This is a genomic window from Pseudomonas sp. ASL4, assembly GCF_056680395.1.
This window is the reverse complement of sequence record NZ_CM155280.1, coordinates 3,511,241-3,537,115: the sequence shown is the minus strand read 5'-3', so window position 1 is coordinate 3,537,115 and position 25,875 is coordinate 3,511,241. Positions and strand designations below refer to the sequence as shown.

Annotated in this window: 28 protein-coding genes, 1 tRNA gene and 2 pseudogenes; 10 read left to right on the top strand and 21 right to left on the bottom strand. The window is 58.7% G+C overall.

Annotated elements, in window-relative coordinates; genetic code table 11:
* Nucleotides 1-213 precede the first annotated feature (213 nt).
* Both AC1MEW_RS15945 and AC1MEW_RS15940 read right to left on the bottom strand, forming a co-directional pair.
* Nucleotides 214-417, bottom strand: a complete 204-nt coding sequence (locus tag AC1MEW_RS15945) for a hypothetical protein (RefSeq protein ID WP_201197225.1) — start codon at nucleotides 415-417, stop codon at nucleotides 214-216.
* A gap of 143 nt (nucleotides 418-560) precedes the next feature.
* A complete protein-coding gene (locus tag AC1MEW_RS15940) occupies nucleotides 561-881 on the bottom strand; it encodes a hypothetical protein (protein WP_201257585.1) in 321 nt (106 codons plus the stop codon).
* Nucleotides 882-1,230: 349 nt separating this feature from the next.
* Here AC1MEW_RS15940 and AC1MEW_RS15935 point away from each other — a divergent pair, with 349 nt between their 5' ends.
* Nucleotides 1,231-2,565, top strand: a complete 1,335-nt coding sequence (locus AC1MEW_RS15935) for a hypothetical protein (RefSeq protein ID WP_480426956.1) — start codon at nucleotides 1,231-1,233, stop codon at nucleotides 2,563-2,565.
* 82 nt (nucleotides 2,566-2,647) lie between these two features.
* A complete protein-coding gene (locus AC1MEW_RS15930) occupies nucleotides 2,648-4,048 on the top strand; it encodes an alkaline phosphatase family protein (protein WP_323570170.1) in 1,401 nt (466 codons plus the stop codon).
* A 39-nt stretch (nucleotides 4,049-4,087) separates the two neighbouring features.
* Here the strand turns inward: AC1MEW_RS15930 and AC1MEW_RS15925 are convergent, their stop codons facing one another.
* Nucleotides 4,088-5,176 (bottom strand): polyamine ABC transporter substrate-binding protein, encoded by a 1,089-nt coding sequence (locus tag AC1MEW_RS15925; protein ID WP_201257582.1) that lies wholly within the window; start codon nucleotides 5,174-5,176, stop codon nucleotides 4,088-4,090.
* A 48-nt stretch (nucleotides 5,177-5,224) separates the two neighbouring features.
* Complete coding sequence (locus AC1MEW_RS15920; protein ID WP_480426953.1) at nucleotides 5,225-6,526, bottom strand: NAD(P)/FAD-dependent oxidoreductase; 1,302 nt, start codon at nucleotides 6,524-6,526, stop codon at nucleotides 5,225-5,227.
* Between the two features lie 157 nt (nucleotides 6,527-6,683).
* Here AC1MEW_RS15920 and AC1MEW_RS15915 point away from each other — a divergent pair, with 157 nt between their 5' ends.
* From AC1MEW_RS15915 to AC1MEW_RS15905, 3 genes are read left to right on the top strand one after another with little or no spacing between them, the layout of a single operon-like run.
* On the top strand, nucleotides 6,684-7,580 hold the full coding sequence (locus AC1MEW_RS15915) for a LysR substrate-binding domain-containing protein (RefSeq protein WP_480426951.1): 897 nt from the start codon (nucleotides 6,684-6,686) through the stop codon (nucleotides 7,578-7,580).
* A gap of 34 nt (nucleotides 7,581-7,614) precedes the next feature.
* Nucleotides 7,615-7,761, top strand: a complete 147-nt coding sequence (locus tag AC1MEW_RS15910) for a hypothetical protein (protein ID WP_322268938.1) — start codon at nucleotides 7,615-7,617, stop codon at nucleotides 7,759-7,761.
* A 56-nt stretch (nucleotides 7,762-7,817) separates the two neighbouring features.
* Nucleotides 7,818-8,117, top strand: coding sequence for a hypothetical protein (locus AC1MEW_RS15905; protein WP_480426947.1), 300 nt, complete (start codon nucleotides 7,818-7,820; stop codon nucleotides 8,115-8,117).
* Nucleotides 8,118-8,200: 83 nt separating this feature from the next.
* On the opposite strand, the gene AC1MEW_RS15900 is transcribed toward AC1MEW_RS15905, so the two are convergent.
* The 10 genes from AC1MEW_RS15900 to AC1MEW_RS15855 form a co-directional block, all read right to left on the bottom strand.
* Nucleotides 8,201-8,872: a phytanoyl-CoA dioxygenase family protein gene (locus AC1MEW_RS15900; RefSeq protein ID WP_480426944.1), complete on the bottom strand. Its 672-nt coding sequence runs from the start codon at nucleotides 8,870-8,872 to the stop codon at nucleotides 8,201-8,203.
* A 130-nt stretch (nucleotides 8,873-9,002) separates the two neighbouring features.
* On the bottom strand, nucleotides 9,003-9,872 hold the full coding sequence (locus AC1MEW_RS15895; RefSeq protein WP_480426942.1) for an AraC family transcriptional regulator: 870 nt from the start codon (nucleotides 9,870-9,872) through the stop codon (nucleotides 9,003-9,005).
* Between the two features lie 126 nt (nucleotides 9,873-9,998).
* Nucleotides 9,999-10,544 (bottom strand): GNAT family N-acetyltransferase, encoded by a 546-nt coding sequence (locus AC1MEW_RS15890; protein ID WP_480426940.1) that lies wholly within the window; start codon nucleotides 10,542-10,544, stop codon nucleotides 9,999-10,001.
* Nucleotides 10,545-10,762: 218 nt separating this feature from the next.
* Nucleotides 10,763-12,115, bottom strand: a complete 1,353-nt coding sequence (locus tag AC1MEW_RS15885) for an OprD family outer membrane porin (protein ID WP_322268944.1) — start codon at nucleotides 12,113-12,115, stop codon at nucleotides 10,763-10,765.
* Between the two features lie 290 nt (nucleotides 12,116-12,405).
* Nucleotides 12,406-13,728, bottom strand: a complete 1,323-nt coding sequence (locus AC1MEW_RS15880) for a purine-cytosine permease family protein (RefSeq protein ID WP_480426937.1) — start codon at nucleotides 13,726-13,728, stop codon at nucleotides 12,406-12,408.
* 111 nt (nucleotides 13,729-13,839) lie between these two features.
* Entirely contained in the window at nucleotides 13,840-14,814 is a 975-nt protein-coding gene (locus AC1MEW_RS15875) for a 5-oxoprolinase subunit C family protein (protein ID WP_201254978.1), read from the bottom strand.
* Nucleotides 14,811-15,683 carry a 5-oxoprolinase subunit B family protein gene (locus AC1MEW_RS15870; protein ID WP_480426933.1) on the bottom strand — a complete coding sequence of 291 codons (873 nt, stop codon included), beginning with the start codon at nucleotides 15,681-15,683 and terminating at the stop codon, nucleotides 14,811-14,813. The genes AC1MEW_RS15875 and AC1MEW_RS15870 overlap by 4 nt, the downstream gene beginning before the upstream one ends.
* Nucleotides 15,680-17,053 (bottom strand): acetyl-CoA carboxylase biotin carboxylase subunit, encoded by a 1,374-nt coding sequence (locus tag AC1MEW_RS15865; RefSeq protein WP_480426930.1) that lies wholly within the window; start codon nucleotides 17,051-17,053, stop codon nucleotides 15,680-15,682. Before AC1MEW_RS15865 ends, AC1MEW_RS15870 begins: the two co-directional genes overlap by 4 nt.
* A 10-nt stretch (nucleotides 17,054-17,063) precedes the next feature.
* The gene (locus AC1MEW_RS15860; RefSeq protein ID WP_201254981.1) at nucleotides 17,064-17,309 is read right to left on the bottom strand and encodes an acetyl-CoA carboxylase; all 246 of its coding nucleotides are present in this window, start codon (nucleotides 17,307-17,309) and stop codon (nucleotides 17,064-17,066) included.
* 93 nt (nucleotides 17,310-17,402) lie between these two features.
* Nucleotides 17,403-18,161, bottom strand: coding sequence for a 5-oxoprolinase subunit PxpA (locus AC1MEW_RS15855; RefSeq protein ID WP_322268946.1), 759 nt, complete (start codon nucleotides 18,159-18,161; stop codon nucleotides 17,403-17,405).
* Nucleotides 18,162-18,304: 143 nt separating this feature from the next.
* On the opposite strand from AC1MEW_RS15855, the gene AC1MEW_RS15850 reads away from it, so the two are divergent.
* Nucleotides 18,305-19,222 carry a LysR family transcriptional regulator gene (locus tag AC1MEW_RS15850; protein ID WP_201254983.1) on the top strand — a complete coding sequence of 306 codons (918 nt, stop codon included), beginning with the start codon at nucleotides 18,305-18,307 and terminating at the stop codon, nucleotides 19,220-19,222.
* Here the strand turns inward: AC1MEW_RS15850 and AC1MEW_RS15845 are convergent.
* Nucleotides 19,143-20,144 (bottom strand): NADP-dependent oxidoreductase, encoded by a 1,002-nt coding sequence (locus AC1MEW_RS15845; protein WP_480427254.1) that lies wholly within the window; start codon nucleotides 20,142-20,144, stop codon nucleotides 19,143-19,145. The genes AC1MEW_RS15850 and AC1MEW_RS15845 overlap by 80 nt on opposite strands.
* Nucleotides 20,145-20,197: 53 nt before the next feature.
* Nucleotides 20,198-20,638, bottom strand: a complete 441-nt coding sequence (locus tag AC1MEW_RS15840) for a DoxX family protein (protein ID WP_480426926.1) — start codon at nucleotides 20,636-20,638, stop codon at nucleotides 20,198-20,200.
* Nucleotides 20,639-20,824: 186 nt separating this feature from the next.
* Between AC1MEW_RS15840 and AC1MEW_RS15835 the strand changes: the two genes are divergently transcribed.
* Both AC1MEW_RS15835 and AC1MEW_RS15830 read left to right on the top strand, forming a co-directional pair.
* Entirely contained in the window at nucleotides 20,825-21,730 is a 906-nt protein-coding gene (locus AC1MEW_RS15835) for a LysR family transcriptional regulator (RefSeq protein ID WP_201254985.1), read from the top strand.
* 254 nt (nucleotides 21,731-21,984) lie between these two features.
* A complete protein-coding gene (locus AC1MEW_RS15830) occupies nucleotides 21,985-22,158 on the top strand; it encodes a hypothetical protein (protein WP_242486223.1) in 174 nt (57 codons plus the stop codon).
* Between the two features lie 110 nt (nucleotides 22,159-22,268).
* On the opposite strand, the gene AC1MEW_RS15825 is transcribed toward AC1MEW_RS15830, so the two are convergent.
* Nucleotides 22,269-22,604 (bottom strand): hypothetical protein, encoded by a 336-nt coding sequence (locus AC1MEW_RS15825; protein ID WP_480426923.1) that lies wholly within the window; start codon nucleotides 22,602-22,604, stop codon nucleotides 22,269-22,271.
* Between the two features lie 159 nt (nucleotides 22,605-22,763).
* Here AC1MEW_RS15825 and AC1MEW_RS15820 point away from each other — a divergent pair, with 159 nt between their 5' ends.
* Nucleotides 22,764-23,015, top strand: a complete 252-nt coding sequence (locus AC1MEW_RS15820) for a hypothetical protein (protein ID WP_201254987.1) — start codon at nucleotides 22,764-22,766, stop codon at nucleotides 23,013-23,015.
* An 84-nt stretch (nucleotides 23,016-23,099) separates the two neighbouring features.
* Here the strand turns inward: AC1MEW_RS15820 and AC1MEW_RS15815 are convergent.
* The 4 genes and pseudogenes from AC1MEW_RS15815 to AC1MEW_RS15800 all read right to left on the bottom strand — a co-directional run bounded on the left by AC1MEW_RS15815 (nucleotide 23,100) and on the right by AC1MEW_RS15800 (nucleotide 24,858).
* Nucleotides 23,100-23,174: transfer RNA gene (locus AC1MEW_RS15815), tRNA-Gln, on the bottom strand.
* Between the two features lie 187 nt (nucleotides 23,175-23,361).
* Nucleotides 23,362-23,694, bottom strand: a pseudogene (locus AC1MEW_RS15810) (agmatine deiminase family protein); the annotation flags it as partial.
* Nucleotides 23,689-23,802 (bottom strand): annotated as a pseudogene (locus AC1MEW_RS15805) (N-carbamoylputrescine amidase); the annotation flags it as partial. The pseudogenes AC1MEW_RS15805 and AC1MEW_RS15810, both read right to left, overlap by 6 nt.
* A gap of 3 nt (nucleotides 23,803-23,805) precedes the next feature.
* Complete coding sequence (locus AC1MEW_RS15800; protein ID WP_480426918.1) at nucleotides 23,806-24,858, bottom strand: agmatine deiminase family protein; 1,053 nt, start codon at nucleotides 24,856-24,858, stop codon at nucleotides 23,806-23,808.
* Nucleotides 24,859-25,006: 148 nt separating this feature from the next.
* On the opposite strand from AC1MEW_RS15800, the gene AC1MEW_RS15795 reads away from it, so the two are divergent.
* On the top strand, nucleotides 25,007-25,864 hold the full coding sequence (locus AC1MEW_RS15795) for a LysR substrate-binding domain-containing protein (RefSeq protein WP_480426915.1): 858 nt from the start codon (nucleotides 25,007-25,009) through the stop codon (nucleotides 25,862-25,864).
* The last annotated feature ends 11 nt before the right edge of the window (nucleotides 25,865-25,875 follow it).

Below are 25,875 nucleotides of genomic sequence, written 5' to 3'. Positions count from 1 at the left end.
CGAAGGGTACACGGTTAGAAAGATCTCCGCGCTGAGATCCAGCCCTTATGCCGTGTGAGGCAGGAAAGCACAAAACTTTTCTGTGAGAGGCCTGATAAATCTCGTAAGCCGGAGACCAGCACCGGCCACCTACTCAACTTTCAAAGCCCGCCTTGCGCGGGCTTTTTCATGACCCGGGCAGGCACTTTCTGCGACCTGCCCCGCCTCTTTCAATTAGTCGTGCAGCAACCCGGAACTGTACTCATTGAAGTTGTTGCCAATGGCGCTGCCGCCAAAATTCAGCTTGTTAGCGTTGCGGCCATCAAATTGCTGGCAGCCATCCGAGAAGCAAGTGCTAGTGCTCATACCGGAACCGGAACACGCACTCAGTAGCAAAGCACCGGCGATCAACACGACTTTGAAGAGATTCGATTTCATTTTTCCGTTCCCTTTGGCTGCAAGCATGGCCATACACAACCTGAAGCCATCATCCTAAGCCGCCGGCATACCTGAAACATAATGAAACTTCGAAAGCCGACAGCATTGGTTCAGCTAGCGGGTTGAACGGCTCTGAAACCGCCTCATTTGCGCGCCAACTTATACTTCACGCAGTCTTCATAGAAGCTCTTGCGGATCGCCTCAGGCTTGAAATGCGACTTGCTGTCATACGTTTGCTCGGTGATGCCCATGGCCAGCATTCGCATCCACGACTTGGTAAACGAATAAGCCTGGATTTTCTGTCGCGCGGCATACAGAGAAACACCCGACAACTTGAGTTCCTGAGCCCTCGCCGCCGTCCCCGCACCCCAGCTACACATATACCGATCATTGGCCATCAGCTCTTTGGCCTCGACCGGGATTGCAACGCTCGCCAGGGCAAACGAGATCAATACATTGCGCAATTGAATTCCACCTAACCACCTGAAAGTGCAGCGATTCTGGCGACTAATTTCGAGGTCCGGGGCCAGCAAAATGCCTTACCCGGGATTGAGCGCTTGTAATCAATGCGACTTCACGACAAATCCAGACGCTCGCCTACACTTCTCCCCCAAGTGTTGAGTTTCAAACGATGGTCGACAACCGAGCCATTGGCCTGGACGATAAGTACCTCCCGCCCCGCAGGACTAACGCTAAACCGCTTTTAAAGGTTTCCTGCACGAACTCGTAGGCGTTGCTAGTGTTAATAGCTGAAGTGCCCGCCAGTCAGTCGTAGCCGGGATTTACTTTCGGAACCCACCGAGGAGTAAGGCCATGGATGGATCTACAGGCAGTAGACGCCGGACTTATCTGTTCAAGGAAACCCACTTGCAGCCGCTGCAACGCGCCCTGCTCCTGACGGCAATTTTGTTGTTCGTCAATCTGGCCGGCTGGGTCTACATGCTGGAAGTGGCGCGATTCGAACACCCCATCCTGCTGTTTATCATCGTATTGGCCGCGTTCACGACGGTGTTGTCTGGCGCCCCGCTCATCATGTTTCTGAGCCTTGGCTGGTTTACCCGCTACAGCGAATTCCAAAACAGTTTGAAAGGCGCCGCCCTGGTGGCCTACCTGCAACGCTTCTGGTCGACCAGCCTGATCCATTCGCTTGAAGATGAAAAGCTGATCAGTCCGGGTAATCCAGCGGATGACTGGAGGTCCTGCTCGGAAAGAAACCCGCTGCTGTGCGAGCGCTTGTTTGCGCGGATCTACCATGAACAGTACGGCCTGGTGCCGTTTGTCGTGCCGTTCATTGTTCTGCTCTCAGTGACTTACGCAGCGGCCGCGTTGGTCGCCTCTAATTACTTGGTCCAGAACTGCGATAACACCTTTCAATTGGCGTGCACCTATAAAATCGACAGCCGTTTGCTGGTGAGTTCGCTGGCGGGGGCCTTCATGTTTGTCGTGAGCGATTCGGTCCTCAGCATCCGCCGAAAATCGCTGAACATCTCCGATGTGTATTGGTACTCCCTGCGCCTGTTTCTCGCCATCCCCCTGGCATTGGTCATCGCCAATGTCGATATAGCGGACAGCGGGACACACATTGCCATGGCCTTCGCCCTGGGCACCCTGCCCATCGATCCACTGATGAAAGTCGTGCGCAGGCTGGGGTTTCCTCAACTCACCCAGCAGGACAAGGACGACGGGAGTTCAGACAAATTGCTGGTGCTGGAAGGCGTGACACTGCCGGTGGTGGCGACCCTGGAATCAGAGGGGATCAACTCGATCGAGCAAGTGGCCACGGCAGATCCGGTCCTGCTTTCAATTCGCACCGGGTTCCCTTTCAGGTTCACCTTGCGCCTGGGTTCCCAGGCCATCGTGCGGCGACATCTGGGCGAAAACGCGGCCCGGCTGCTGGTGGTGGGGCTTGCCGATGTCGTTCCGGTTTACCTGTTGGTGCAGGCACTCGATAACCCGGCGGCGCCGCCGGGGCCGTTTCCGCGGATCGAAGCACCGCAAGTGATCATCCAGAACGCCGCCGCCCGGCTCTTCCCCGGTGAAGATCAGGACCAGAGCCAAGCCGTGACCAAAATGAAATTCCGTCAGATTGCCGCCGAAGAATACACGGTGATGCTGGCACGGATAACGCCCCCGGATACCGGGCTGTAATGCTGTAGCTCACGATCATGACGATACACGTCATGGGTAAACGGACTTTTAAATAAGGAATGGACCGTTAGCGGAGAAGGCCATGAAACAAATTGAACATGTCGTCGTTGTGATGCTGGAGAACCGTTCGCTGGATTCGATGCTGGGCTGGCTCTATCCACAAGGCAGCCCGCCGTCGCACGTGTTGCCTGCAACAAGTTCGCCTCAATTTAACGGGTTGAACAGCGACCTGTTCAACCCGTTATCGACGTCTAAGCCGGCACGCCATATTCCGGTGACGACCCAGGCCAGTAGCTTTCAGATCCCTGACCCCGACCCGCAGGAAACGTTTGCCAACGTCACCTTCCAACTGTTCAGGGACGGCCTGGTCGACCCGACGAATACACCACCCTTGGGTTTTGTCGACAACTACGCGACCACACAAACGACTAACCCCGGCCAGATCATGCAATGTCACAGCCCGGCGCAGTTACCCGTGCTGGCCGGGTTGGCTCGCGCCTATGCGGTGAGTGATGCGTGGTTCGCCTCGGTGCCGAGCCAGACCTGGCCGAACCGCGCCTTTGCTCACACCGGAACCTCGAATGGCAATGTCAACAACGGCACACTTCCAGACCCACACGACTGGGATGTCCCCACCATCTTCAACGTCCTGCAATCGGTCGGCTGCAGTTGGGCCGTCTACAGCGATACCATCCTGACCCCGTCGCTGACCCGAACGATGTTCCCGAAATTATGGGACCCCATGCTGAGTCCCAAATTCAGGGGCTTTTCGGCATTTCTGGATGCGTGTGAAACCAACTCGTTACCGCGCTATTCGTTTATCGAACCCAGCTTTCTGGTCGACCCTAACGATCAACACCCGCCGCATGATGTGCAGGCGGGCGAAGCCTTTTTGTATTCGATCTGGAACGCTGTCAGTCAGTCGCCGGGCTGGAACGAGACGTTGCTGATCATCACCTACGACGAGCACGGCGGTTGCTACGACCATGTCACACCGCCCTTTAATGCCGTACCACCGGACCTGGTCCGCACCACGGACGGTAGCGGGTTTGACTTCAAGCGCTTTGGCGTACGTGTGCCAGCAGTGGTGATCTCGCCCTATATTCAGGCTGGCACCGTGTTCAGATCAGACACGCCCAACGCACCTTATGACCACACCAGTATTCTGGCCACTTTGCGGGACTGGATCGGCATTGCGCCGCAAAGCATGCTCAACAGCAATCGGATCAAGGCAGCGCCGACCCTCGGTCAGTTGCTCACCCTGAGTACCCCGCGCGCTGACTTGCCCTCTATCCAGGCACCCACAGCCACAACCCAAGTCCAGCCAGCGCTCGCGGCCACGCTCAATGATCTTCAAAAAAGCCTGGTGTCCGGGGCCGCCAAACGTTTCGGACTCGACCTGTCGGGGACGCTGAGCACGGTTGGCACCCGGCAGCAGGCCGTTGATTTCTTCACCAGGCGAATTGTTCACGCGCACTCCTGACGCCTCAGCCAACGGCCCCTCCTGTCGAGGTGCGGGCCGTCAGGTATTAGTTTTCAGCTTGTTCCACAGACGTGTCGTCAACCGTGCGATAGCGGGCGGCAAGTCCTCGACGATGAACAGCTTGTCGAGCACCGTTTTCGGCGGGTAAATCGCCGGGTCCTGCTTCACATCCGGGGTGACCAGCGCATCCGCCGCGATATTGGGGTTGGCGTAGTGGATGCTGTTGCTGATGTTGGCGATGACCTTGGGCTCAAGCAGGTAGTTCATGTAGGTGTAGCCATTCTTCTCGTGCGGCGCAGCCTTGGGCATGACCACCATGTCCATCCACAGGGTCGAGCCTTCGTCCGGGATCGAATAGGCGATGTTGATACCGTTCTTGGCTTCCTTGGCACTGGCGGCGGCTTGCACGACGTCGCCGTTGAAGCCGATCACTGCGCAGATGTTGCCGTTCGCCAGGTCGCTGACGTACTTGGAGGTGTGGAAATACTGAATGTAAGGCCGGATTTTCAGCAACGCCTGCTCGGCTTTGGCGTAATCCGCCGGCTCGTGACTGTGGTGCGGCAGCCCCAGGTAGTTGAGGGTGATCGGCAGGATCTGCGTCGGGTTATCGATAATCGCCACGCCACACTGGCTTAGCTTCTTGATGTTGTTCTCATCAAAAAACAGGCTCCAGGAATGGGTAACGTCGGTGTTGCCGAAGATCGCTTTGATCTTCTCGACGTTGTAGCCGATACCCGCAGTGCCCCACATGTAGGGATAACCGTACTGGTTGCCCGGGTCGTTGACCTCGAGCTTTTTCATCAGCGCCGGGTCGAGGTTTTTCCAGTTGGACAACTGGCTTTTATCGAGCTTCTGGATCGCCCCGGCCTTGATCAAGCGGGACAGGAAATGGTTCGACGGACTGACCACGTCATAACCGGTATTGCCGGTCATCAACTTCGATTCCAGGACTTCGTTGCTGTCGTGGATGTCGTAAGTCGCCTTGATCCCCGTTTCCTTGGTGAACGTGGGCAACGTGTCGTCGGCGATGTAGCCGCTCCAGTTGGAAATATTGACTTGTTCATCGGCGTACGTGACGGCCGAAAACGTTGTGAGCAGTACCGCCAGGGAAACAGGATGGACGCGCATGTTCGATCACCTTTTGAAGAACTTTTATTGTGTGTGATAGCCGGCTTTCTAGATTTCTGTTCTGGCCCTGACCGCCTCCACGCGCATGCGAAGCATGGCACCGATATCGAGAAAGGGTTTGGGCGGCAGCCAGCCGGGCTGGGCCCTTTGCATGACCGACGTCAACATCGGCGAACGGGTACCCGACGCCAGTTCAGCGAGCAGCCTTCCCCAAAGCGTGCCGCGCGCCACGCCTGAACCATTGCAGCCGGCCACGGCAAATACGCCCTCTTCAACCTGGGCGAAATACGCTTGCCCGGAACGCGAGGCGCTCAGATGACCGGTCCAGGTGTAATCAATGTCTTGCTCGGCCAACCACGGGAACCGGCGCTGCAAACCCAGCACATGGTGTTTTCTGCGCACCTGCAGATCACTGTTGGATAAGTCCCGCGAGCGGTATTCGGCGGTATTGCGGATCATCACGCGCCGATCCGGCGTCAGCCGCACTGTGGCGCCCAGCGGCCGGGTGGACAACACGCCCCAGGGCTCGACATTGCCCATTGCTTGAAATTCTTGCTCAGTCAGCGGCCGTGTGAGGCTGGCGCTGAGTTCCATCGGGAACGTCCCGCTGTTCTCGATGCCCGAACGCGGAATGAAGGCGTTCAGGCAAACCAGCACCTGGTTGGCCTCAATAACGCCCTCGACGGCCCGAGCTCGAACCCGCGCGGTACCCAGCCGCTCAAGGCCGGTGATATCGGTGTTTTCGTAGAGGGTCACATTCGGCGGCAGCGCATCGAGCAAGCCTTTCACGTACTTGGCCGGTTGCAGCAACGCGTTACCGTTGCCGCACCAGATCGCCGCCTGGTAATGGCCGGTGCCGAGTTTTTGCTTGAGTTGTTCACCTTCCAGAAACTGTGCAGAAGCACCGACAGCGTTAAGCGTTTGCAGCTTGGCCTCGACATGGGTCAGCTTGGCCGAATCATTCACGGCGAAGAAATAGCCGGCATCCCGAAAATCGCACTCGATGCCGTGACGGGCAATACGCTGGCGGACTTCCTCGCTGGCGGCGCGTGAAATCGCGGTATCGACTTCATAACCGGCGAACCCTTGATTGCCCAAAAGCTCATCGGTAGTCGGATGCTCGTGGGCCACGACGAAGCCGGAATTGCGCGCCGATGCGCCCTGCGCCGCGCGCTGCCGGTCGACAATCACGATGCGCGCCTTGGGGTGCATTTCGGCCAGTGAATGAGCGGCGCACAACCCGGTAATCCCGGCTCCGATGATCAGCCAATCGGCTTTTTGCACACCGCTCAGGCGATCACGAACGGGAGAACTCCCCGCCTGCGCAATCCAGCCACATACATTTTCCATGCGTCACCTCATTTGACCGTCGATCGGCGTGCGGCCTCTCTCCTCATATGCGGTAGGCGCATGAGTTGTTTGAGATGGCTGTAGCCAGAGCTAGAATCTATAAGGTCCGCAGTGTTACAACCAACGTTATAAAATCATCGGGGCATTCTGAAAACGCATGGATAAAATCCGCCACGTCCCTTCCCTGCAAGGCCTTCAGGCATTGGTGGAGGTCGCTGACTCCGGCAGCTTCACTCAAGCGGCGCAAAAGCTCTGCCTGACCCAAAGTGCCGTGAGCCGAAAAATCCAGCAGTTGGAGGCTCACTTCGGCGTACCGCTTTTTGTAAGGAGCAGCCGCAGCCTTCAACTGACTCTGGAAGGCGAGCAGGTGCTGGCGAGTGCGCGCAATATCCTGGGGCAACTGATAACCCTCGAAGATCGACTGTCCCCGCAAAAGCGGCCCTTTCGCATACGCATGCACGTGTCGCTGGCGGTTCGCTGGCTACTGCCAAAACTGAGCGACTTCTACCTGCGTCACCCGGACGTTTCCCTGTCGATCGAAACCGTGGCCACGGAAATCGTCGAACCGGCCAGCGACAGCGACGCCTACATCCTCTACCTGCCCGAGCCGTCGAACGACCCGGCCAGTCTGACCCTGTTCGAGGAAGCGCTGGTGCCGGTGTGTGCGCCGGGGCTGAGCGACTCGGCGCATCCACTGAATTCGATGGACGACCTTGTGCGCTTCGCGCTGCTGCATCGCTCGGCGGACAAGCAAGCGTGGATCGACTGGCTGGCGGCCAATGGTGGAAAGCCGCTGGAGGATTACCGGCACATTCCCTTCAACCTTGATGAATTGGCGCTGGATGCGGCGGCGCGAGGTTTGGGGGTGGCAATGACGGATCTGACCCTGGCGCAGGAGTCGCTGGATCGTGGCGTGCTGGTGGTTCCGTTTGGTCAGCCGTTGAAGACTCGGGGGCTCTACTCCTTGTGCCCGCAGCCTTCGGCGGCATCGCATCCGGCGTGTGGTGTGATCATGGAGTGGTTTGCGTTGCAGGCTGGGCGGGTTACGGGTTGATCGGGTGAAATCACCGTACTAAAGAGGAGCACTCATGCTGGTCATTACGATGGATTGCGATAGCGTGCATGCCATTGCGAAGCTCGCAACCAAGCCACCGATCGGCCTCCTGGTCGAGGTTGCGGAACATCGAAACGAATATTCTCGAGACAACCCCAAGGGCAGGCCCAACACCGTCTAATCTGAGTAGAGTACGACCACAAACGCACCTCTAACCTCTTTATCCAGGGGAATGGGATGAACGGAAAAACCGAACGTCAATGCACCTCTTGGGTCTTATTCGCCCTGCTCGCCATCAACCTGGCACTGACAGCGGGATGTTCGAGCAAATCTGCCACGGCTCGCTATTCGGCCTCAAACACAGGCTCAAGCTGCTATGCAAAAGCGCTACCCACTTCCGGCGAGGGCGGACTGGCTTGGGGTGACACATTGAACATGGCTCGCCAAAAATCCCTGGATAATTGCGCGCGCTATGCCGGCCGATCCGGTGGCACGCCGAGTACCTGCCAAGTGGTGTTGGCGAAGTGCAAAAATTGATAGAGCGGGTCAAAAAGCCAACTCACAATCCCCGGCCCCTGCAATGTCTACAGGAGAGTCCGCAGGTATCAGAGAGTGGTGATTTACGGGAGAAACACGTTTGGATCGAACCGCTCGGTCGTGTCCATCCGAATACTGCGCAGGCTCACCGTTTCCAGGTGTGACGCGTATAAGGGCTCTGAAAAATAGCTAATCAGAATGGAGCGACGGCGTGCGCCGATTGAGTTCCGACTACCCGCATGCACTAAATCGACATCAAACACCAAGATGTCGCCAGCGGAGCCTGAAAGCGGCACAGACCGAGACTCGTCATTGAAATCGAATGGCGGCTCTCCCTGCTCAGGGCGATGGCTGCCGGGGACGATACGTGTCGCGCCGTTCTCGGGGCGAAAATCGTCGAAATAAGCGATGGCGTTCACCATGTCGCCTGACCGCTGGGCCGACAAGTCGCGGTGCAACCGCTGATGACCGCCACCTGCAAGCGGCTCGCGACCCTCCACCTGCGAGAGGAAGAACCGCTCTCCGATCAGCTCACCCACCACCGCCAGCACCTCCGGCAGACGACACACAGCCTGGACCTTCGAATCAGCGTCCAACTGCGAATGGCGCCAATCCGTGCCACGCGGCACCGGCCATTCGCCCGACGGTTTCACGCCCGCATCGAACACGGCACGAAGGTCACCCAGCCACTCAGCCGGGATCGCTCGACGGAGCAGCGCATAACCATTTCGATGAAGTTGCTCGCGGTCAGTCATAGATCCCTCGACTCCCTTACCACCAACGCGTCCTTGTAATGGAGCGGCCTGGGCCTGTTGCGACCGGCAGCAAGCGCCCCTGAGCATACACTCGTCAACATCAGCTCAAAGTCGAAAGCTGCGCGTCCCACTATTGCAGCGGAACATACACATCCGTTTGCCATTGGTCCTGCGGTGTCTCGGGATAGACGCTCAGGTAATGGAAAAACAACGGCTGGTCACGAAGCTCCTCGCCACTGGCAGGAAGCCAATCACGGTAAATCGGATAGATCGTTTCGCCGATGTGATCCGGTGACCCCACGTGTCGCACCACGACGCAGCGACCGCCAGCAATGACGAGCTCGCGCACGCCGAACTCATTCGGTTTCACCGCCTCGTGAATCTCGCCGCAGATTGCGAAGCGGAATGCTTGCGCAGGTGTGGTATCGGGGTTGCCATAGGGAATGCCAAAGCTGCGACTCGATGCCACCGGCGACTGCCCGCTCTGCTTACGCCACTCGATGAACGTGCGCACGCTCTCATTGACGAGCCCGGTGGGGCCGCAGTGCTCAAGCGCTGCGACCCTGAGTTCAGGGAATTCCACGATTCGTACTTGCATGATGATAGTCCTGGAAAAGTGAGGGATGGCAAACACCGCATGCCAGACCTGCCAGTTTGGTTCCTTCCGAAACGCGCTCGGCGCCATACCGAACGCCCGCCTGAACGCCCTGGAAAATGACTCGGGACTTTCGAAGCCGGCACCGAGTGCCGCCTCCAGTACCGAGTGATCCGCAAGGGACGCCAGGCGATGTGCCGCGCGTCGTAGCCGCATCAGTTGCACATAACGTGAAACCGGCACGCCGACGAACGCGGTGAATTGTCGATGGAAGTGAAACGCCGAAAAATTCGCCACATGGCTCAACGTCTTCACCGACAGGTCACCTTCGAGATTGTCATCAATGTAGGCGAGCACGGCGTTGAAGCGTTTGGTGTAAGCGAAGTGGGTCGGCATGTCAGACACTGGGGCAAGGCTCCTGGAAGTACGGTCGGCAATAGAGTCGACTATAGCGGCGTGAACGTGCCTAGCCGCGCTTGCTCAAGGCGCGTTTTGGATTGGCACATCCCATAAATGAGTGACCGCCCCTTTTCACCCGCGCGACGCCTCCCATTGAGCTCGCGTCAGTCCGTAACACTTCGCCGAGGCAGGCGCAGTGGAAATTTTCAACTCGGCGTCATACAAGTGCACTGCACCCAACTTCATCGTGGCTTTTTGCGAACGAGTGTTCGAAGGCGCGATGTGGAAATATACGATTTCGTGGGCCTTGAATGCATGCTCCACCATCAGTCGCTTCAGCTCGCGATTAGAATTGCCCCCCCATTTCGCACGCACCAAAAAGGTAAAACCGATGGCGATACTGTCGGGCAGATCCGGCGGCGCGTAGTAGCTTGACGTGCCGACAATCTCTCCCGACTCAATATCGATGACTGCGAGCGCCTTCTTCGTAGCCAGTAGAGAGGCGAAGTACACCTCGAACACCTCGCACTTGTAGCGATCCTTGGCAGGATGGCCGGCCCAAATATCCGGATCAGCCGCCGCCTGATACATGCCTACAAAATCACTGTCGGCCAGAGGTTTAAGTCTCAGGGTGCTCCCGCACAAATTGGGTTGGCAGTCGAAGTCGTGTGCGAGCATGGGTTTGTTTCCGATTGGCCAATGGTTTGGAGCCAGTCTAGAGCGGCAGTTTGATAAGGAAAGATCCAATGCGGCGACTATTGATGGAGCCATCGCGCTCATGAGAGATCCTGCGCCGAAACGAGAAAAGCCCTGCAAGCGTAAACCTGCAGGGCTTCTCGGTCAGGCTGACCATTTCATTAAACCCGCATTTGCGGGCTTTTTTGCACCATCAGTGCTTACCAAAGCGGTACGACATAACTCACGTAGAGCCGGTTTTCATCCTGCTTGGTCTGGCCCGTCAGGCTCGGGTTGGCCTGGGCGTTTTTCCAGGTCACGCCCAGTCCCTTCAACTTGCCATCAGGCACCTGATAGCTCAGCGCCAAGTCGCGCTCCCATTCGCTGTCGCCGCCTTTAGCTACCTTGATCTTATCGCCGTGCGCGTAGGCGGCCATAAAGCCAAGGCCTTTGATGCCCAACAGACCGAAGTCGTATTTGTATTGAGCCATCCAGGTTTCTTCGCCAGCATGCTGGAATTTGTTCAGTTGCAGGTTGGTCAACGCCGGTGTATCAGCGCCGGAGCCAGGACCTTGTCGGGCATCGCCACTGTTCAGCCCGGAGTCCAAGTAAGGGAAGTCACTGTCACCAGTGTTTTTCTGGGCCCCCAAGCCAATGGTGTGGCCCGCCAGGCTGTAGCTTTCCATCAGGCTGATAGTGGACTGGTTGATACGCCCCTTGGTCGAGCCGTCACCGTAAGAACCCGCGGTGGCAAAGTCGCTGTCGCCATCCGCGTTGCCGCCTACGCCCAGGCTTCGGTAGGCGCGAAAATCACTGAGGAGGCTGCCGACTGGCAGCGCGGTGGTGTGTTTGGCGCCGATGAAGGCTTGTTGGTAGTAGTCCTGAAGATTGGAGTACCACAGGCTTAAGGTGGTGTCCGCCAGGCCTGTGTAGTCAGCACCGCCATAGAGGAAGCGGTCGCTGAGTTTCGCACCGCCGCCAGTGGTCATGTCACTGTCGTTGCTTTCATTGCGGATTTTCGTCCGGACGATGTCGCCACCCGTGAAGGTGAAGTCAGACAGGTCTTTCGACACCAGTTGCACGCCGGTGTTGGTCTGGTGGTACAGACGCCCATCGGTGTTGGCCAGCATCGGGTTATTTTGGTTGAGCATACCCACGCGCAACTCATCCTGGAGGAAGCGCATCTTGAAGGTCGGGCTCAAGACACTAAAGTCGTTGGCGGATTTTCCGTCATCCAGCGGGAACATGCTGCCGGGATAACGACTCTGGTGATCCTTGTCATTCAGGTCACCACCAGAGTCGAGCTTGAGGCCGTAAAACGCCTCAAGATCGAGGCCGAAACCCACAGCACCGTCGGTATAACCGGAGCGGAAATTGAACTGGAAACCCTGGCCCCAGTCGCGGTAACTCTTGGCCTTGGCGGTGCTACCCACCACATCACGGCCTTGTTGATTGAGGTAGCGATTGAGCAGGGTCAAGTCGGCATGGCTGTCGTCGATGAAGTCCGCGTGGGCAGGCAACATCACGCCCCCCAGCAAAGCGCCAACGAGGGGTGCGGCTAGTTTCTTGATCATCATGGATCTCGTTCACAGGGTAATTCACCCTGCCGACGGACTTGTTCATCCAAGGCAATCCGTTACCCATGCATCGGCAGTTTTGCAGCGCTGATGCCAAGCATTTGAGCCGCCGCAATATCTTGAAACGCATTAGAGGCCTCGCATATGACAGTTCGGTTACGCGATCTTGAGATTTACGTTGCATCGAGCAGTTGAACCCACAACCGATAGCCGACGCTCGAAAAACATCCCGGTAACCGCCCTACCGATCGGCGCAGGGCGGGTACGAAATGAATGACTGCCAGGCCCTACTCCGCCAACTGCAACGGTAACCGGCTACGGCGCGACAACCCTGCCTGCAACGCAAACGCAGCGATTACGGTCGAGGGCGCAGAAAAGCTGCTCAAACCACCACCAGAAAACATCAACGCAAGCCCCAATGCCGTAGCGCCAAACCACGCCGCCAAACCTGCCGGATTAAACGCGGTCACCCGCTCGAGCGCCGCCACGTCACTGCGCCCATAGAGAATCTGCGCCAACGCCACGCCCACCCAGGCCACCACGAAAATCCCCTGATAGGCCAACGCTTTGAGGATGTAGGCAAACACGTCGGCGAGCATCAAGCCGTAGACGATCACACCGACCGCCAACGCCCACATCAAGTACGAACCACGAATGCCAAAGCGCGCAAAGAAGGCCTGCATGTTCAGCGTCGCCAGGTAGTAATTGGCGGTGTTGATCCGGGTTTGCGTGGCCCAGACAAACAGCAATCCCCACAAGCCCATCAACTGCAGAATCGCCATGACTACCGAGACTTCATTCAGTGCGCCTTCGTGGGGAATGCTGCTGACCAGGTAGATGCCGGCCGCGCCATTGAGCAGAAAGGTCACGGCATAGAACGGCATGCCGAAGTTCCAGCGACCGTGATACTCGGCGTCCTCAGGCTTGCCGAAACGGGCGTAATCGAAGGTGAACAGCATCAACACCCAGACGCCCATGTACGCGACGAAGCAGTCCCACCAGCCGAAAGCGCTGGGCATTGCCGGGCCGAAATCCAGCCATTGCGGCTGGTAGCCATAACGGCTGATCGACAGCCCCACAGCCACCAGCAAGCCACCCAGATACACCGGCAGCAACACGCCGTTGAGCTTGTCCAGCCAGTGCTGCACGCTGCCCAGGATCATTGGCACGCTGTACAGCACCACGATGAGTGCGGCCAGCGGATAGACCAGTTCCGGGTACAGGTGATGGAGCGCGACGGCAATCACCGAGCCTTCGAACACCGCGTAATAGATCGCCGTGGAGAAGAAGATCAAGGTCGCCAGACACGCCCCGGTGCTGCCGAACAGCAGCCGTGAAAACAGCGCCACCGACAAGCCGCTGCGGATGGCGAAGCGACTAAGCACACTGTTGACCAGACCGTAACTGATCACCGACAGGACCATCCCGATCAGCGCATTGCGCGCACCGAACGACAACGCCAGGGAAGCACCGACCACGATGTAGAACATCGCACTGCACACCGCCCACCAGGCCATGGTCAGGGACAATCGGCCCATGCGCGCTTCGGCGGGAACAGGTTGATTGGCCGGGTCTTGCCCGGTTTGACTCGATTGCGATAAAGCAGCCATATGCGTGAACTCCAGAACCAGTCAAAGGTTGAAGCGCGGGCAGCCGCCACCGCACCGAAGTGCGGCGTTGGCGTACCGTTTGGCATTACCCGCGCGTTGCGGCGGGCAGAATCAGGAAGGGAACAGCTTGCTCAGGCAGCTGAGTTTTTTCTTATAGGAACGTCGCGCTTCCAGCGCCTCTTCGAGGGTGACCGCCACAAAGCGGGCCTTCTGGTTGGGTTGCATCTGGCCGATCAAGTCGAGATCGGCGCTGATCACCGTACCGATCATCGCGTAGCCGCCACCGGACACGGCATCGCGGTGCAACACAATCGGTTCGAGCCCGGCGGGAACCTGGATCGAGCCGATCGGGTAGCAACTGTCGACGATGTTCGACGGATCGGAACCGGCGCCGAACGGTTGTTCGCGCGGCTGAAAGCTCAGCACGCTGCCGCCCTTGAAGCGATAGCCGATGCGGTCGGCTTCCGAGCCGACTGTCCACGGCTCGGCAAAAAAACTCTTCGCCGCAGACTCGGTCAAGCGGTGGTAGTACAGACCCGGCACCACTCGCAGGGTGATTTCGCCGCCCAGCGACTGCCGCAACGCCATGGGCAAACTGGCCCCGGCGCGGCTCTTGCCACTGGCGATGCCGACGGGCAATTCGTCGCCCGCGATCAGGCGACGCCCCTGAAAACCGCCCAGTGCGCCGAGCGCATAGGTCGACCGACTGCCGAGTACGATTGGCACATCAATGCCACCGGCCACCGCCAAATACGCACGGGCACCGGCCTTCGGAAAGTCAAAGCGCAGCACTTGCCCGGCCTTCACGGTGAACGCGGTGTCGTGGTGCATTTCCACGCCATCGACCCGTGGCGTCATGTGCGCGCCGCTGACCGCTACCAATGCATCCTGCTGAAACTCCAACTCAGGCCCGAGCAGCGTGCATTCCAGCGCTGCCAAACCTGCCGGGTTGCCGACCAGTTGATTGGCTGCGCTCAAGGCGTATTGATCGAGTGCACCGGAGGGCGGAATGCCCAAGTGGTAATAACCTTCGCGGCCCAAGTCCTGTACCGAGGTGGCGAGACCGGGTTTGATGACCTTGATCATGCCAACACCTCCTGCAGCGACTTGGGGTAGCCGACGGGGTCGGCCAGAAACGCGTCCAGCGAGAACTCCACCGGCCGAATCCGCAGATCGAAGCGCCCCGCTTCCACTTCGGCCACCGCGTGGTCGTAGGCCTCACGGTCCATCGGTTTGAACTGCACGATGTCACCCGGACGGAAAAACACCATGTGTTCCTTCAGGTACGCGAGGTTTTGCTGCGGGTCGTAGATCGGTGCCGGCGTGACGCCAAACATCTGATAACCACCGGCACCGCGCACCGAGTAGATACAGCCGAAGCACCCGCCGTGGCCCAGGGTCAGTTTCGGCGTGTCGGTGCGTGGCCGCAGGTACTTGGGCACCTGCAACTGACGCTCGCGCTCGACCATCTGGAACATGAACGGCAGCCCCGCGACGAAGCCGACCATAGAGACAAACCACGGTGCACCACTGTGGGCAGCGATAAACGCGTCGACGTCCGCCAGGCCATTGATCCGCGCGGCATATTCAAGATCCGTGGCGCTCGGGTCTTGATGACGGTCGCGAAAACGCATTAGGGTTTCGTGGGTCCAGGGGTCGTTGTAGAGCACCGGAATCTCTATGATCCGCGTCTGCAACGTGCGCTCGGCGACCGCCTCGGCCTCAGCAATTTTTACCGCTTCAAGCAAGGTGTGAGGGGCGATGCGATCCGGGTCAAAACGAATCTGGAATGACGCATTGGCCAGGCACACATCCAGCACACCATCCAGCGCCAGCCGCTCGACCGCACGGGTGACGGCCATGCCTTTGAAGAACGCTTCCAGGGACATGCTGTCGCTGACTTCGGCAAACAAATGCTCATCGGCGCCAAAGCTGTAGCGGATTGGAGTGCTCATGCTTCACCTCCGCTGCGGCGCTCGGCCAGCCAGGTTTCCAGGGTGCCGGTGTGGAAGTCGGCGCTGTGCAGCCACGGTTGCTCCAGCAGTTCGCCGTGCAGCGCCAAGGTGCTGGCCATGCCGGTGAGCGTGGTTTGCGCCACCGCAACCCGCGCGCGGGCCAGGGCTTCGGCGCGGTCAGCTCCGTGAACGATCAGCTTGGCCAGCAACGAGTCATAGTACGGCGGCACGCGATAACCTTGATACAGATGCGTGTCGACGCGAATGCCCTCGCCTTGCGGCCAGATCAGTTCCTTGACCAGACCTGGGCTGGGGAAAAAATCCCGCGTCGGGTCTTCGGCGTTCAAACGCATTTGCAACGCGGCGCCGTTGAGCTGGATATCACTTTGCTTGAAGCCCAGCGGTTCACCGCCAGCAATGCGCAGCATCGCCTGGACCAGGTCGATCCCGGTGATCAGCTCACTGACCGGGTGTTCAACCTGAATCCGTGTGTTCATTTCGATAAAGAAGAACTCGCCGGTCGCATCGTCATACAGATACTCCAAGGTCCCGGCGCCCTTATAGCCGAGGGATTCGGTCAGGCGCACGGCGCTGGCGCAGAGGGTTTCGCGTTGCTGCTGACTGAGGACTGGCGACGGCGCTTCTTCGAATATTTTCTGCCGGCGACGTTGCAGCGAACACTCGCGTTCGAACAAATGCACCGCGTGCTGACCGTCACCCAAAACCTGCACTTCAATGTGCCGGGCCTTGCTGATAAACCGTTCCAGGTACACCGCGCCATTGCCGAAGGCAGCCTGGGCTTCGCGCTGGGAACGAGGAAACTCTTCACTCAGTTGTTGGGCGTTTTCCGCCAGGCGAATACCGCGCCCGCCGCCACCGGCCGAGGCTTTGATCAATAGTGGAAAACCGACGGATTCGGCAGCCTTGAGCGTCGATTCAACGTCGAACAGTTCACCGGGGGAACCGGGCACTACTGGCACGCCAGCCTCTTGCGCAGTGCGCCGAGCCTCGGCTTTATCGCCCATGCGCCGGATTGTCTCCGGGCTCGGGCCAACGAAAATAGCGCCCGCAGCGAGGACCGCTTCGGCGAAGTCGGCGTTCTCCGAGAGAAAGCCATAACCGGGGTGCACCGCGTTGGCGCCCGTGGCTTTCAACGCACCCAGCAATGCCTCGACGTTGAGGTAACTTTTGTCGGCGCGGGCCGGGCCGAGGACGTGGATTTCATCGGCCATGCGCGCGGCTTGTGAATCGACGTCCGCCTCACTGCACGCGGCAACGGTGGGAATCCCCAGCGCTTTGGCCGCGCGGATAATCCGCACGGCGATCTCGCCTCGATTGGCAATCAGCAATTTATGAATGGCTTGCGTCATGATCGCGCCCTCACTCGTCGTCGAGTGTTGCGACGACTTGACCCGGTTCCACCGGATCACCGTCTTCTACCAGGAATGCGCTGAGGCGACCGGCCGTCCCGGCGGTCAGTTCGGAAAACTGCTTCATGACCTCGATCAGGCCAATCACCGTGTCAGCGTTGACCTGCGCGCCCACCTCGACGAAGTTCGCCGATTCGGGGGTGGCTTTGCGGTAGAAGGTCCCGGGCAATGGGGTGATTACAGTGTGTTCGGCCATGTCTGTTCCTCTTGGAATAGTTGTAGAAAGGCAGGCAAAAATGAATCGGTGTGCAAACCCTGGCGTCTGTGTGCCAGGTGTTTTCGTGTGGCATCAGCGCGGTGCGCGCACCTCGATCCCGGCGCTATCGAGCGCATGACGCGTGGCCTCGACCAACGCCAACGCGCCCGGTGTGTCGCTGTGCAAACAGATGGAATCGAATTCAATCGCCAGGTCCTGACCCTCGACCGTGCGCACCACGCCTTCCTGACAAGCGCGCAGCACTCGCGCGGCGACTTGGGCCGGGTCGTAAGCACGCACGTTGCGGGTGAAGACGATGGAGCCGCTGAGGTCGTACTCGCGGTCGGCGTAAAACTCGCGGATCACCGGTTGGCCGAGTTCTTTGGCGACCCGCCAGATCACAGAGTCGGGCATGCAATACAGCAGCAATTCCGGTTCCAGACGCTGGAGGTTTTCCACCAGCAAACGGGCGGCCTCCTCGTCTCGGGCCAGGTGCATGTAGAGCGCGCCGTGGGGTTTGATGTGTTGCAGCGCCACGCCTTGAACCCGGGCGAGTTCACGCAGGGCGCCCAACTGATAGAGCATGTCGTCGACCAGCTCCTGGGCCGGGGCATTGATGTGTCGACGGCCAAAACCGACCAGGTCGCGAAACCCCGGATGTGCGCCAATGGCCACGCCCAGGCGCTTGGCCTGTTCGATGGTACGGCGCATGGTGCCGGGGTCGCCGGCATGAAAACCGGTGGCGATATTGGCTGAACTGATGAAGCCCATCAGCTCATTGTCGACGCCATCGCCGATGGTCCATGGGCCGAAGCCTTCGCCCATGTCCGAGTTGAAATCTACTGCTTGCATGACGCTTGCTCCTGACGCTTGTGACTTCATGCAAGCCAAGTTAGATTCCTCCCAACCCCTTGGGAAGATCTATTATCAGATAGGCCATCTTCTGAAAAACAGATAGCTTCTGAAGAACAGATAGCTCGTTGTCCGGAGTGTTCATGTCACTGACCCTGCGCCAGGTCCGCTATTTCGTCGCCACCGCCGAGATCGGGCAAATCTCTCAAGCAGCGATTCATCTGAATATTTCCCAGTCGGCGGTGACCACGGCGATCAAGGAACTGGAAGCCATGCTCGGTGCGCTGCTGTTCCAGCGCTCGGCCCAGGGCATGAGCCTGACCGATGCCGGGCGGCACTTTCTGAATCGGGCGTACGTGATTTTGCGCAGCGTCGATGACGCGTTGAACAGTCCGTTGCCCGACATACGCGCCAGTGGCCTGTTACGTTTGGCCGCGAGTTACACCGTGATCGGCTATTTTCTGCCGCATCACCTGCAACGGCTGGAACACTGGCACCCGGACGTGGCCATCGAAGTCCATGAACAAGAGCGGACCGCCATCGAGCAAGGCCTGCTGGAAGGTCGATTCGACATGGCGGTGGTGCTCACCGCGAACCTCACCCACCCGGACATCGTCTCGGAAATTCTCTTCAACTCCGAACGCCGGTTATGGCTGCCCAGCCATCATCCGCTGTGCGAACGTTCGGCGGTCAGCCTCGCCGACGTGGCGAAGGAACCCTACATCCTGCTGACCGTCGACGAAGCCGAACAAAGCGCCATGCGTTACTGGGAACATGCACACCAGCAACCGAACGTGCGGGTGCGCACCAGTTCAGTCGAAGCGGTGCGCAGCATGGTCGCCAATGGCAGCGGCGTAGCGATCCTCTCGGACCTGGTGCACCGCCCCTGGTCGCTGGAAGGCAAACGCATTGAAACCATGACGATCACCGACAAGGTGACGCCGATGAGTGTCGGGCTGGCATGGCATCGCGAACGGGAATTCAGCCCGGCGATGCAGGCGTTTCGTAACTACTTCCACGATGCGTTTCTGGCACCGCAGCAGTTGTCAGCGCGGCGTTGAGGCCCGTTGTATCGAGGACGATCTTGCCGCGAGCATGCCCGCCCCTGCTTTTTTCGAGTGCCGCTTTTACGTCGCTCAAGGGATACGCTTCGACTTCAACCGTGATGCGTCCCTTGTCGAACAACTCAGCGATAAGTGAAAGCTGCTTCCCGTCCGATCGGGTGGTGAAGTTCATGGGGGTCACACCGTAGTCGTTGGCGAGCGACATGTTCGGGGCGCTCACCGACGAGATCAACACACCATTTCGCCTCAGCACCGCAAACGAGCGGTTTTGTGTTTCGCCCCCCACCAGGTCCAGCACCACATCAACGCCGGACACCCACTCCTCGAAGGCCAGGGCGGTGTAATCGATGGTTTGATCCGCGCCGATTTTTTTCAGATAAGCATGATTGCCCGCAGACGCGGTGGCGATGACTTCAGCCCCAAGGTACTTGGCGATCTGCACCGCCATGCTACCCACGCCACCCGCCGCCGCATGGATCAACACTTTCTGGCGCCGTTGCACACACGCGTGCTCGGTCAGCGCCTGCCACGCCGTCAGGGCCGCTGCCGGAACAGCTCCGGCCTGAAGTGCGCTCAGTGACCGGGGTTTTCTGGCCAGTGTTGAAACAGGAGCGAGCGCTTTGCTCGCGTACCCGCCAACAATGTTGATGAAACCAAACACTTCATCGCCGACCTCGAACTCGGTCACTCCCGGCCCCTTCGCGATGACTGTACCGGCCACTTCCACACCCGGGGTGAAAGGTAATGGCAGCGCAATAAACGCTTTTTTCTCCCCGGACAGTATTTTCCAATCGATTGGGTTGACCCCGGCGCCGGCGACTTCGATCAGTACCTCGCCTGCACCCGCAATGGGATCGGCGATGTCTTCCAGGCGCAAAACCTCAGGGTTGCCGTATTCGTATACGCGTATGGCTTTCAGAGTGGCCTCGACTATTCAAAAGACGTGTGATGAGGATGGCATGACGCAGCGAATCAGCGGCGGCGAGCGTCGAGGCTGAAGCGGCCAGCGCCGAAGGCAACGACCTGCAACAGGCCACCGGCCATCGCGATATTTTTGAAGAAGTGAATGAACTGGTTTTGATCCGCCAATGCGTGATGGAAAGCCAGGGCGGTGGCCACACTGAACAGCGCCAGTACCGAGGCCACGGCGCGGGCGCGATAACCCACCACCAGCGCTACGCCACCGCCGATCTCAATAATGACCGCCAGTGCCAGGGCTAATGGTGGGAAAGGCAGCCCTACGGAGCCGATGTAACCGATCATCATGGCTGGGGCCGCCAGTTTCGAAAAACCCGACAGGATAAAAATGGCGCTGAGCAATACGCGGCCAATCAATGATGCCGACGCTTGGGTTGCGTCGGAGCGGCTCTGTTCAGAGGTGGCTGATTGAGCGATGTTTGCAGACTGAGACATGGGATATTTCCTTCGAGGGTGCGCGATTCGGAACGAACCGCTGCAGTGAAGAAATCTTGCGCCACGCCAGCTAGCCTGAATAGCTGACTAATTTAGATCATTAGATTCGACAAAATAGGCAAGGCCCCTGCGAGAACCTTGCAATTTCGGACTAATATCGACCGATACGTTCGAGGAAAAACAGACATGATTTCTGAACCCGGCACACCGACGCTGGACCAATTGCGCGTGTTCCTGACGGTCGTAGAAGTCGGCAGTTTTGCGGCGGCGGCAAGAAAACTGCACCGGGCCACCTCGGTGATCAGCTATTCAATCGCCAACCTGGAGATGCAACTCGGCGTGTCGCTTTTCGATCGTCATACGACACGCAAGCCGCAACTGACTGAGGCCGGACTCACGGTGTTGGCCGAAGCCAGAACCATCGCCAACGGTATTCATGGATTACGGGCCAAAGTAAAAGGCCTGCTGCAAGGACTCGAAGCTGAAGTTCACTTGGTGCTTGATGTCATGCTCCCCGCCGAGCGCGTAGTCGATGCACTCAAATCATTTCGAGAAGAATTTCCGACCGTTGCACTCCACCTGCATATGGAGGCGCTCGGCGCCGTCACCCAACTGGTGATTAACGGCGGCGCGGTGGTCGGCGTCAGCGGCCCGATGAATGAAGGGATTGATGGCATTGAAAGAATCGGGGTTGGCAGTGTCGAGTTGATTCCGGTTGCAGCCCCACATCACCCGCTGGTTTCAATGAAACTGAACGTTCCAGGTGCCGGACGTGAGTTCATCCAACTCGTGCTGTCCGATCGTTCGCCGCTGACAAAAGACAAGGATTTCGCAGTCCTCAGTACGCGTACCTGGCGCCTGGCAGACCTGGGGGCAAAACACATGTTGCTGCGTGAAGGCATTGGCTGGGGGAACATGCCCATCACCATGGTCCGGGAAGATTTGGATGCCGGTCGCCTCGTTCGCCTGAACCTGTCGGAATACAGCAGCGGGATCTATGCCTTCGACGTCATCTATCGCACGGATCAACCTCCTGGTCCCGCCGCGAAGTGGCTGGTTGATCGGTTCGTTCAACAATGCACCGAGCCTTAAACAGCAGCGACGCAGGCCCGCGACACCTCCCAGGCTTCGCCGAAAACCCCGTTTCCGGATCCGGCGCGCAGGGTAATACCGCGCGCACCCTCTGTCGCCCTCACCCGATAACGAACGCTCCTCGCCACACCCAAACGGGCTGATACTCTTCACGCTACCAGCGCACGTAACGGGCAGGCTGGCTGATCTGAGGTGCGGGGTCGCCCGACCTGCGTTACGAATGCCAGCTCGCAGTGGCGCAAGGCGATTTCGTCATGCTGCATGGCCGGTTCTCTGGTCTCGGCCAGCCCGCAAACTGGGTCGTGGTCGACATCCTTCGCCTCGAGGACGGCGTGATGGTGGAGCATTGGGACGTTATCCAGGATGAGGCGACCCGCGAAAGTTCAGCCGGTGGCCATCCCATGTTCGGCGATAATTTCCCGGACTGACGACCTCGAAGCTGCACACAAAAAAAAGCCCCGCGACCCAATGAGTCGCGGGGCAAAAAAATTGGTTGGTTGCGGCCAACCAAAGGAGCATCGTTAAAGCATTGAAGGGGTTACAGGCATTCCTGCGCGGCACGCTCGAAACTCGAAGGCATGAAGCTCGATGTCAGCAAGTGGCGTTCATACAAGAACACCTTGCCGCCGTTGGGGGCCTTGTAGGCTTCAAGTACGTTGTCCGCCGCGACTTTGCTCGGCACCACGATCCGATAGCCGCGCTGGGTTTGCGAGACGGTCGGGGCCAGTGCGCTACCCCGTAGCTTCGGCACTACGCAATCAGCGTACTGGGCAGGCGTTTTTTTGGTCTGCAAGATCTGCGTCGGATCGTTCGGCGCGGAGGCGCAACCGGCCAGCAGCAAAGGCACAACAGCCAGTTGGGTCAATCTCTTCATCGCGCATATTCCTTGAGCAGCGTCTTCAATGGCGGCGATTTTCGATGATTGCCCGGCGAAGCAGAACTTGCGTTTCTTGATTGTCACTATTACTTGAACCGATAGTTGCACCACGCGCAGACTGCATGACAGCCCGACTCCAACTAAAAGGATTTCTCCGTGCGAACGTTTGACCTGATCCGCGATGCCGTCCTGCCAGAATTCCGTGACCGGGTGGCTGAATACCTGATCGAGTACGAAACCGTGCTGGCTGAAAAAGCGCCCGATTCGGAGCAAGTGCGCACCACGGCCCATCAGTTGCGTGGCTATTTGCGCGGTTTGAACACCACACGGGTGTTGGGGATGGCGGATTGGGAGGAGCTGGATCGGCGCGTGGTAGGGACCTGGCTGGCGCAGCACGAAGGGCTGTAAGCCGGGCCGACAGTGCAAAAAAGCAAAAAAGGGGACTGATTTATTTTCCGTTTAGAAAATAAACCAATCCCCTTTTCAGGAATATGGCAGGGGCGGCTGGATTTGAACCAACGCATGGCAGGATCAAAACCTGCTGCCTTACCGCTTGGCGACGCCCCTGTAGGTGTTGCGATGAGTGCCTGGCACTCTGTTGCTGATTCTGCAGCGTGTACAACACGCCCTGTTAGGGGCTCTGCAAGAATGCGCGGAAATTTACCAACTTTTGCGCCATCTGGAAAGCCCCTTTACAAAACAATTTTGTTTTAAAACAGCCAGTTAACTTTGATCGAGCGCTGCACGCCCCTGATCAAGCCATCGGCTGATGACTGCTCACGCAGTGAATACCGCCCCCGCTAGCGGAAATCGCATCAATATTGAGCTGCACCACCTCGCGGTCCGGGTAGAGCTCGGACAACAGGCTAAATACCCTCGCATCCGCCGCACGATCACCAAACTCGGGCGCTATGACCGCACCATTGATCACGAAGTAGTTGATGTAGCCCGCCGCAAAGTCCGGGTTGTTCTTGCTGAATTTGCTCGGTCGCGGGTTGAGCGGTGGCGACACGGTGTGCACCTGTAGCTTGCGGCAATCGGCATCCGTGGCGTTTTTAAGGATTTCCAGATGCGCACGGGTGACCTTGGCCCCTTTCGCCGCCGCCTCACGCACCAACTGCTCGGCCTGATCAAGGTTGTGTTGTAAATCCCAGGTGCAGGGCATCTGGGTGGTGGCAATCGTCAACAAGGTCATGGCTTAACCCTCCACCGGCCAGGCCGGCTGCTGTTGGGTGATGCAGTGCACCCCGCCGCCGCCATGGGCCAGGTGATTGATCCGTACCGGCACCACCTCGCGGCCCGGGAAGGCCTGAGCCAGCACTTCGGCCGCCGCGTTGTCGGCATCAATGCCATAGGCCGGCATGATGATCGCGTCGTTGGCGATGTGAAAATTGGTGTACGAAGCGCAGAACACTTCAGCCTCGGTGTCCACGGCGTCGGTGGCTTCATACAGCTCGATCAGTTCGAGTTTTCGGCCTAGGGCATCGGTGGCCAGCTCCAGTGCACGACGGTTCTCACGGGCGACTTCGGCATACACCGAATGCTTGTCGTGGGTGGCGTCCACCAGCAACACGCCAGGGCGGGCGAAGGCACAGACGCCATCGACGTGGCCGTCGGTCATATCACCGGTCACGTAATCCGGATCGCCCGGCAGCCAGATGGTTTTCTTCACGCCCAACAGACGGGTGAAGATCTCTTCCATTTCCGCTTTGCTGGTGTCCGGGTTGCGATTGGCGTTGAGCAAGACCGATTCAGTGGTGATCAGCGTGCCCTCGCCATCGACATGAATGGCCCCGCCTTCGTTACTCAACGGTGTGCCAAAGCACGACACGCCCAAGTGATTGAGTGCACGGCGGGCCAAACCTTCGTCGAGGTCGTGCGCCGACTTGCCGCCCCACGCATTGAAGCGCCAGCTCACCCCGGCCAGACCTTGCTGCGGATGGCAGACGAAGCTTGGGCCGGAATCGCGGCACCAACTGTCGTTCACCGCCAAAACGATGAACTCAATGTTGGCGCCGCACAGTGTTTTGGCACTGGCAACCGCCGACGGGTCGACGACCATTTTCACCGGTTCGAAACGCGCAATGGCGTTGGCCACCCGAGCGAAATCCTCTTGCACCAACGGCAAGGTAACGCCCCAACCCGATTCCCAAAGCGCCTGGTTGTGCGGCCACACCATCCAGGTCGCGGCGTGCTTGACCCACTCGGCCGGCATCACCCAACCACTGTTTTGAATTTGATTCTGCTGCATGACACGCCCCATGGTAAAAAGCCCTTTGAGTTAAGCCATTGTGTTCAATGAAAACGACCTTGATCGGCTTGCCATGCATGCTACGGTGGGTAAAACAGGCGAACAAACGATGGATTTAGCAGAAAAGTGATTAGAGGAACTTATCAGCATGCTCAAGCACTGGCCCCCGCTCAGCACCCTTCGCGGCTTTGAAGCCGCCGCCCGACTGGGCAGTTTTCACAAGGCGGCCACCGAGCTGAACCTTACCCAATCGGCGATCAGCCAGCAGATCCGCAGCCTTGAGGCGTACCTTGAGCAACCGTTGTTTTTCCGCAGCGGACGCAGCGTCAGCCTGACCGATGCCGGTCACGATTTGCTCAGCACCACCCAGGCGTTGTTGCAGCAACTGGCCGTTGGTATTCGCCGTCTCGGGCAGTACCAGAAACCCAATCAACTGGTGCTCAACACCACGCCAGCGTTCGCCCGTCATTGGCTGCTACCGCGTCTGGGGGATTTTCGCCGTCAGCACCCGGAGGTTGATCTGTGGATTTACAGCACCGATGAAGTCCCGGACATGACCACCCAGACCATCGACCTCGCGGTCCGCGATGACATCAGCTCCCAAGCCGAGTGCAGCTTCAAGGTGCTGCACGCCGACCGCCTCTACCCGGTGTGTCACCCGAGCGTGTTGGCGCTGCCACGGGAACAGCGCGCAACCCTGCACGGCGAGCGGGAAATGGACTGGAGTCATTGGGCGGTGGAGGCTGGCATCGATGTTGGCCAGCACGATCAGGGGCTGAACTTCTCCGATCCCGGCCTGCTGCTGGATGCCGCGTGCGCCGGGCTCGGTATCGCCCTGGTCAGCGAACTGCTGAGTCGTCAGTCACGGGCCAACGGGGTGTTGCAATCCTTGGTGGAGCAATCCATCCGCGGCCCGAACTGGGCCGTGCTGACTCATCGTGACAGTGAAAACAATGCACGAAGTTTCAGCGAGTGGTTATTACGTAATCTGGAAGCAGCAATCTGAGGTTGAGAGGA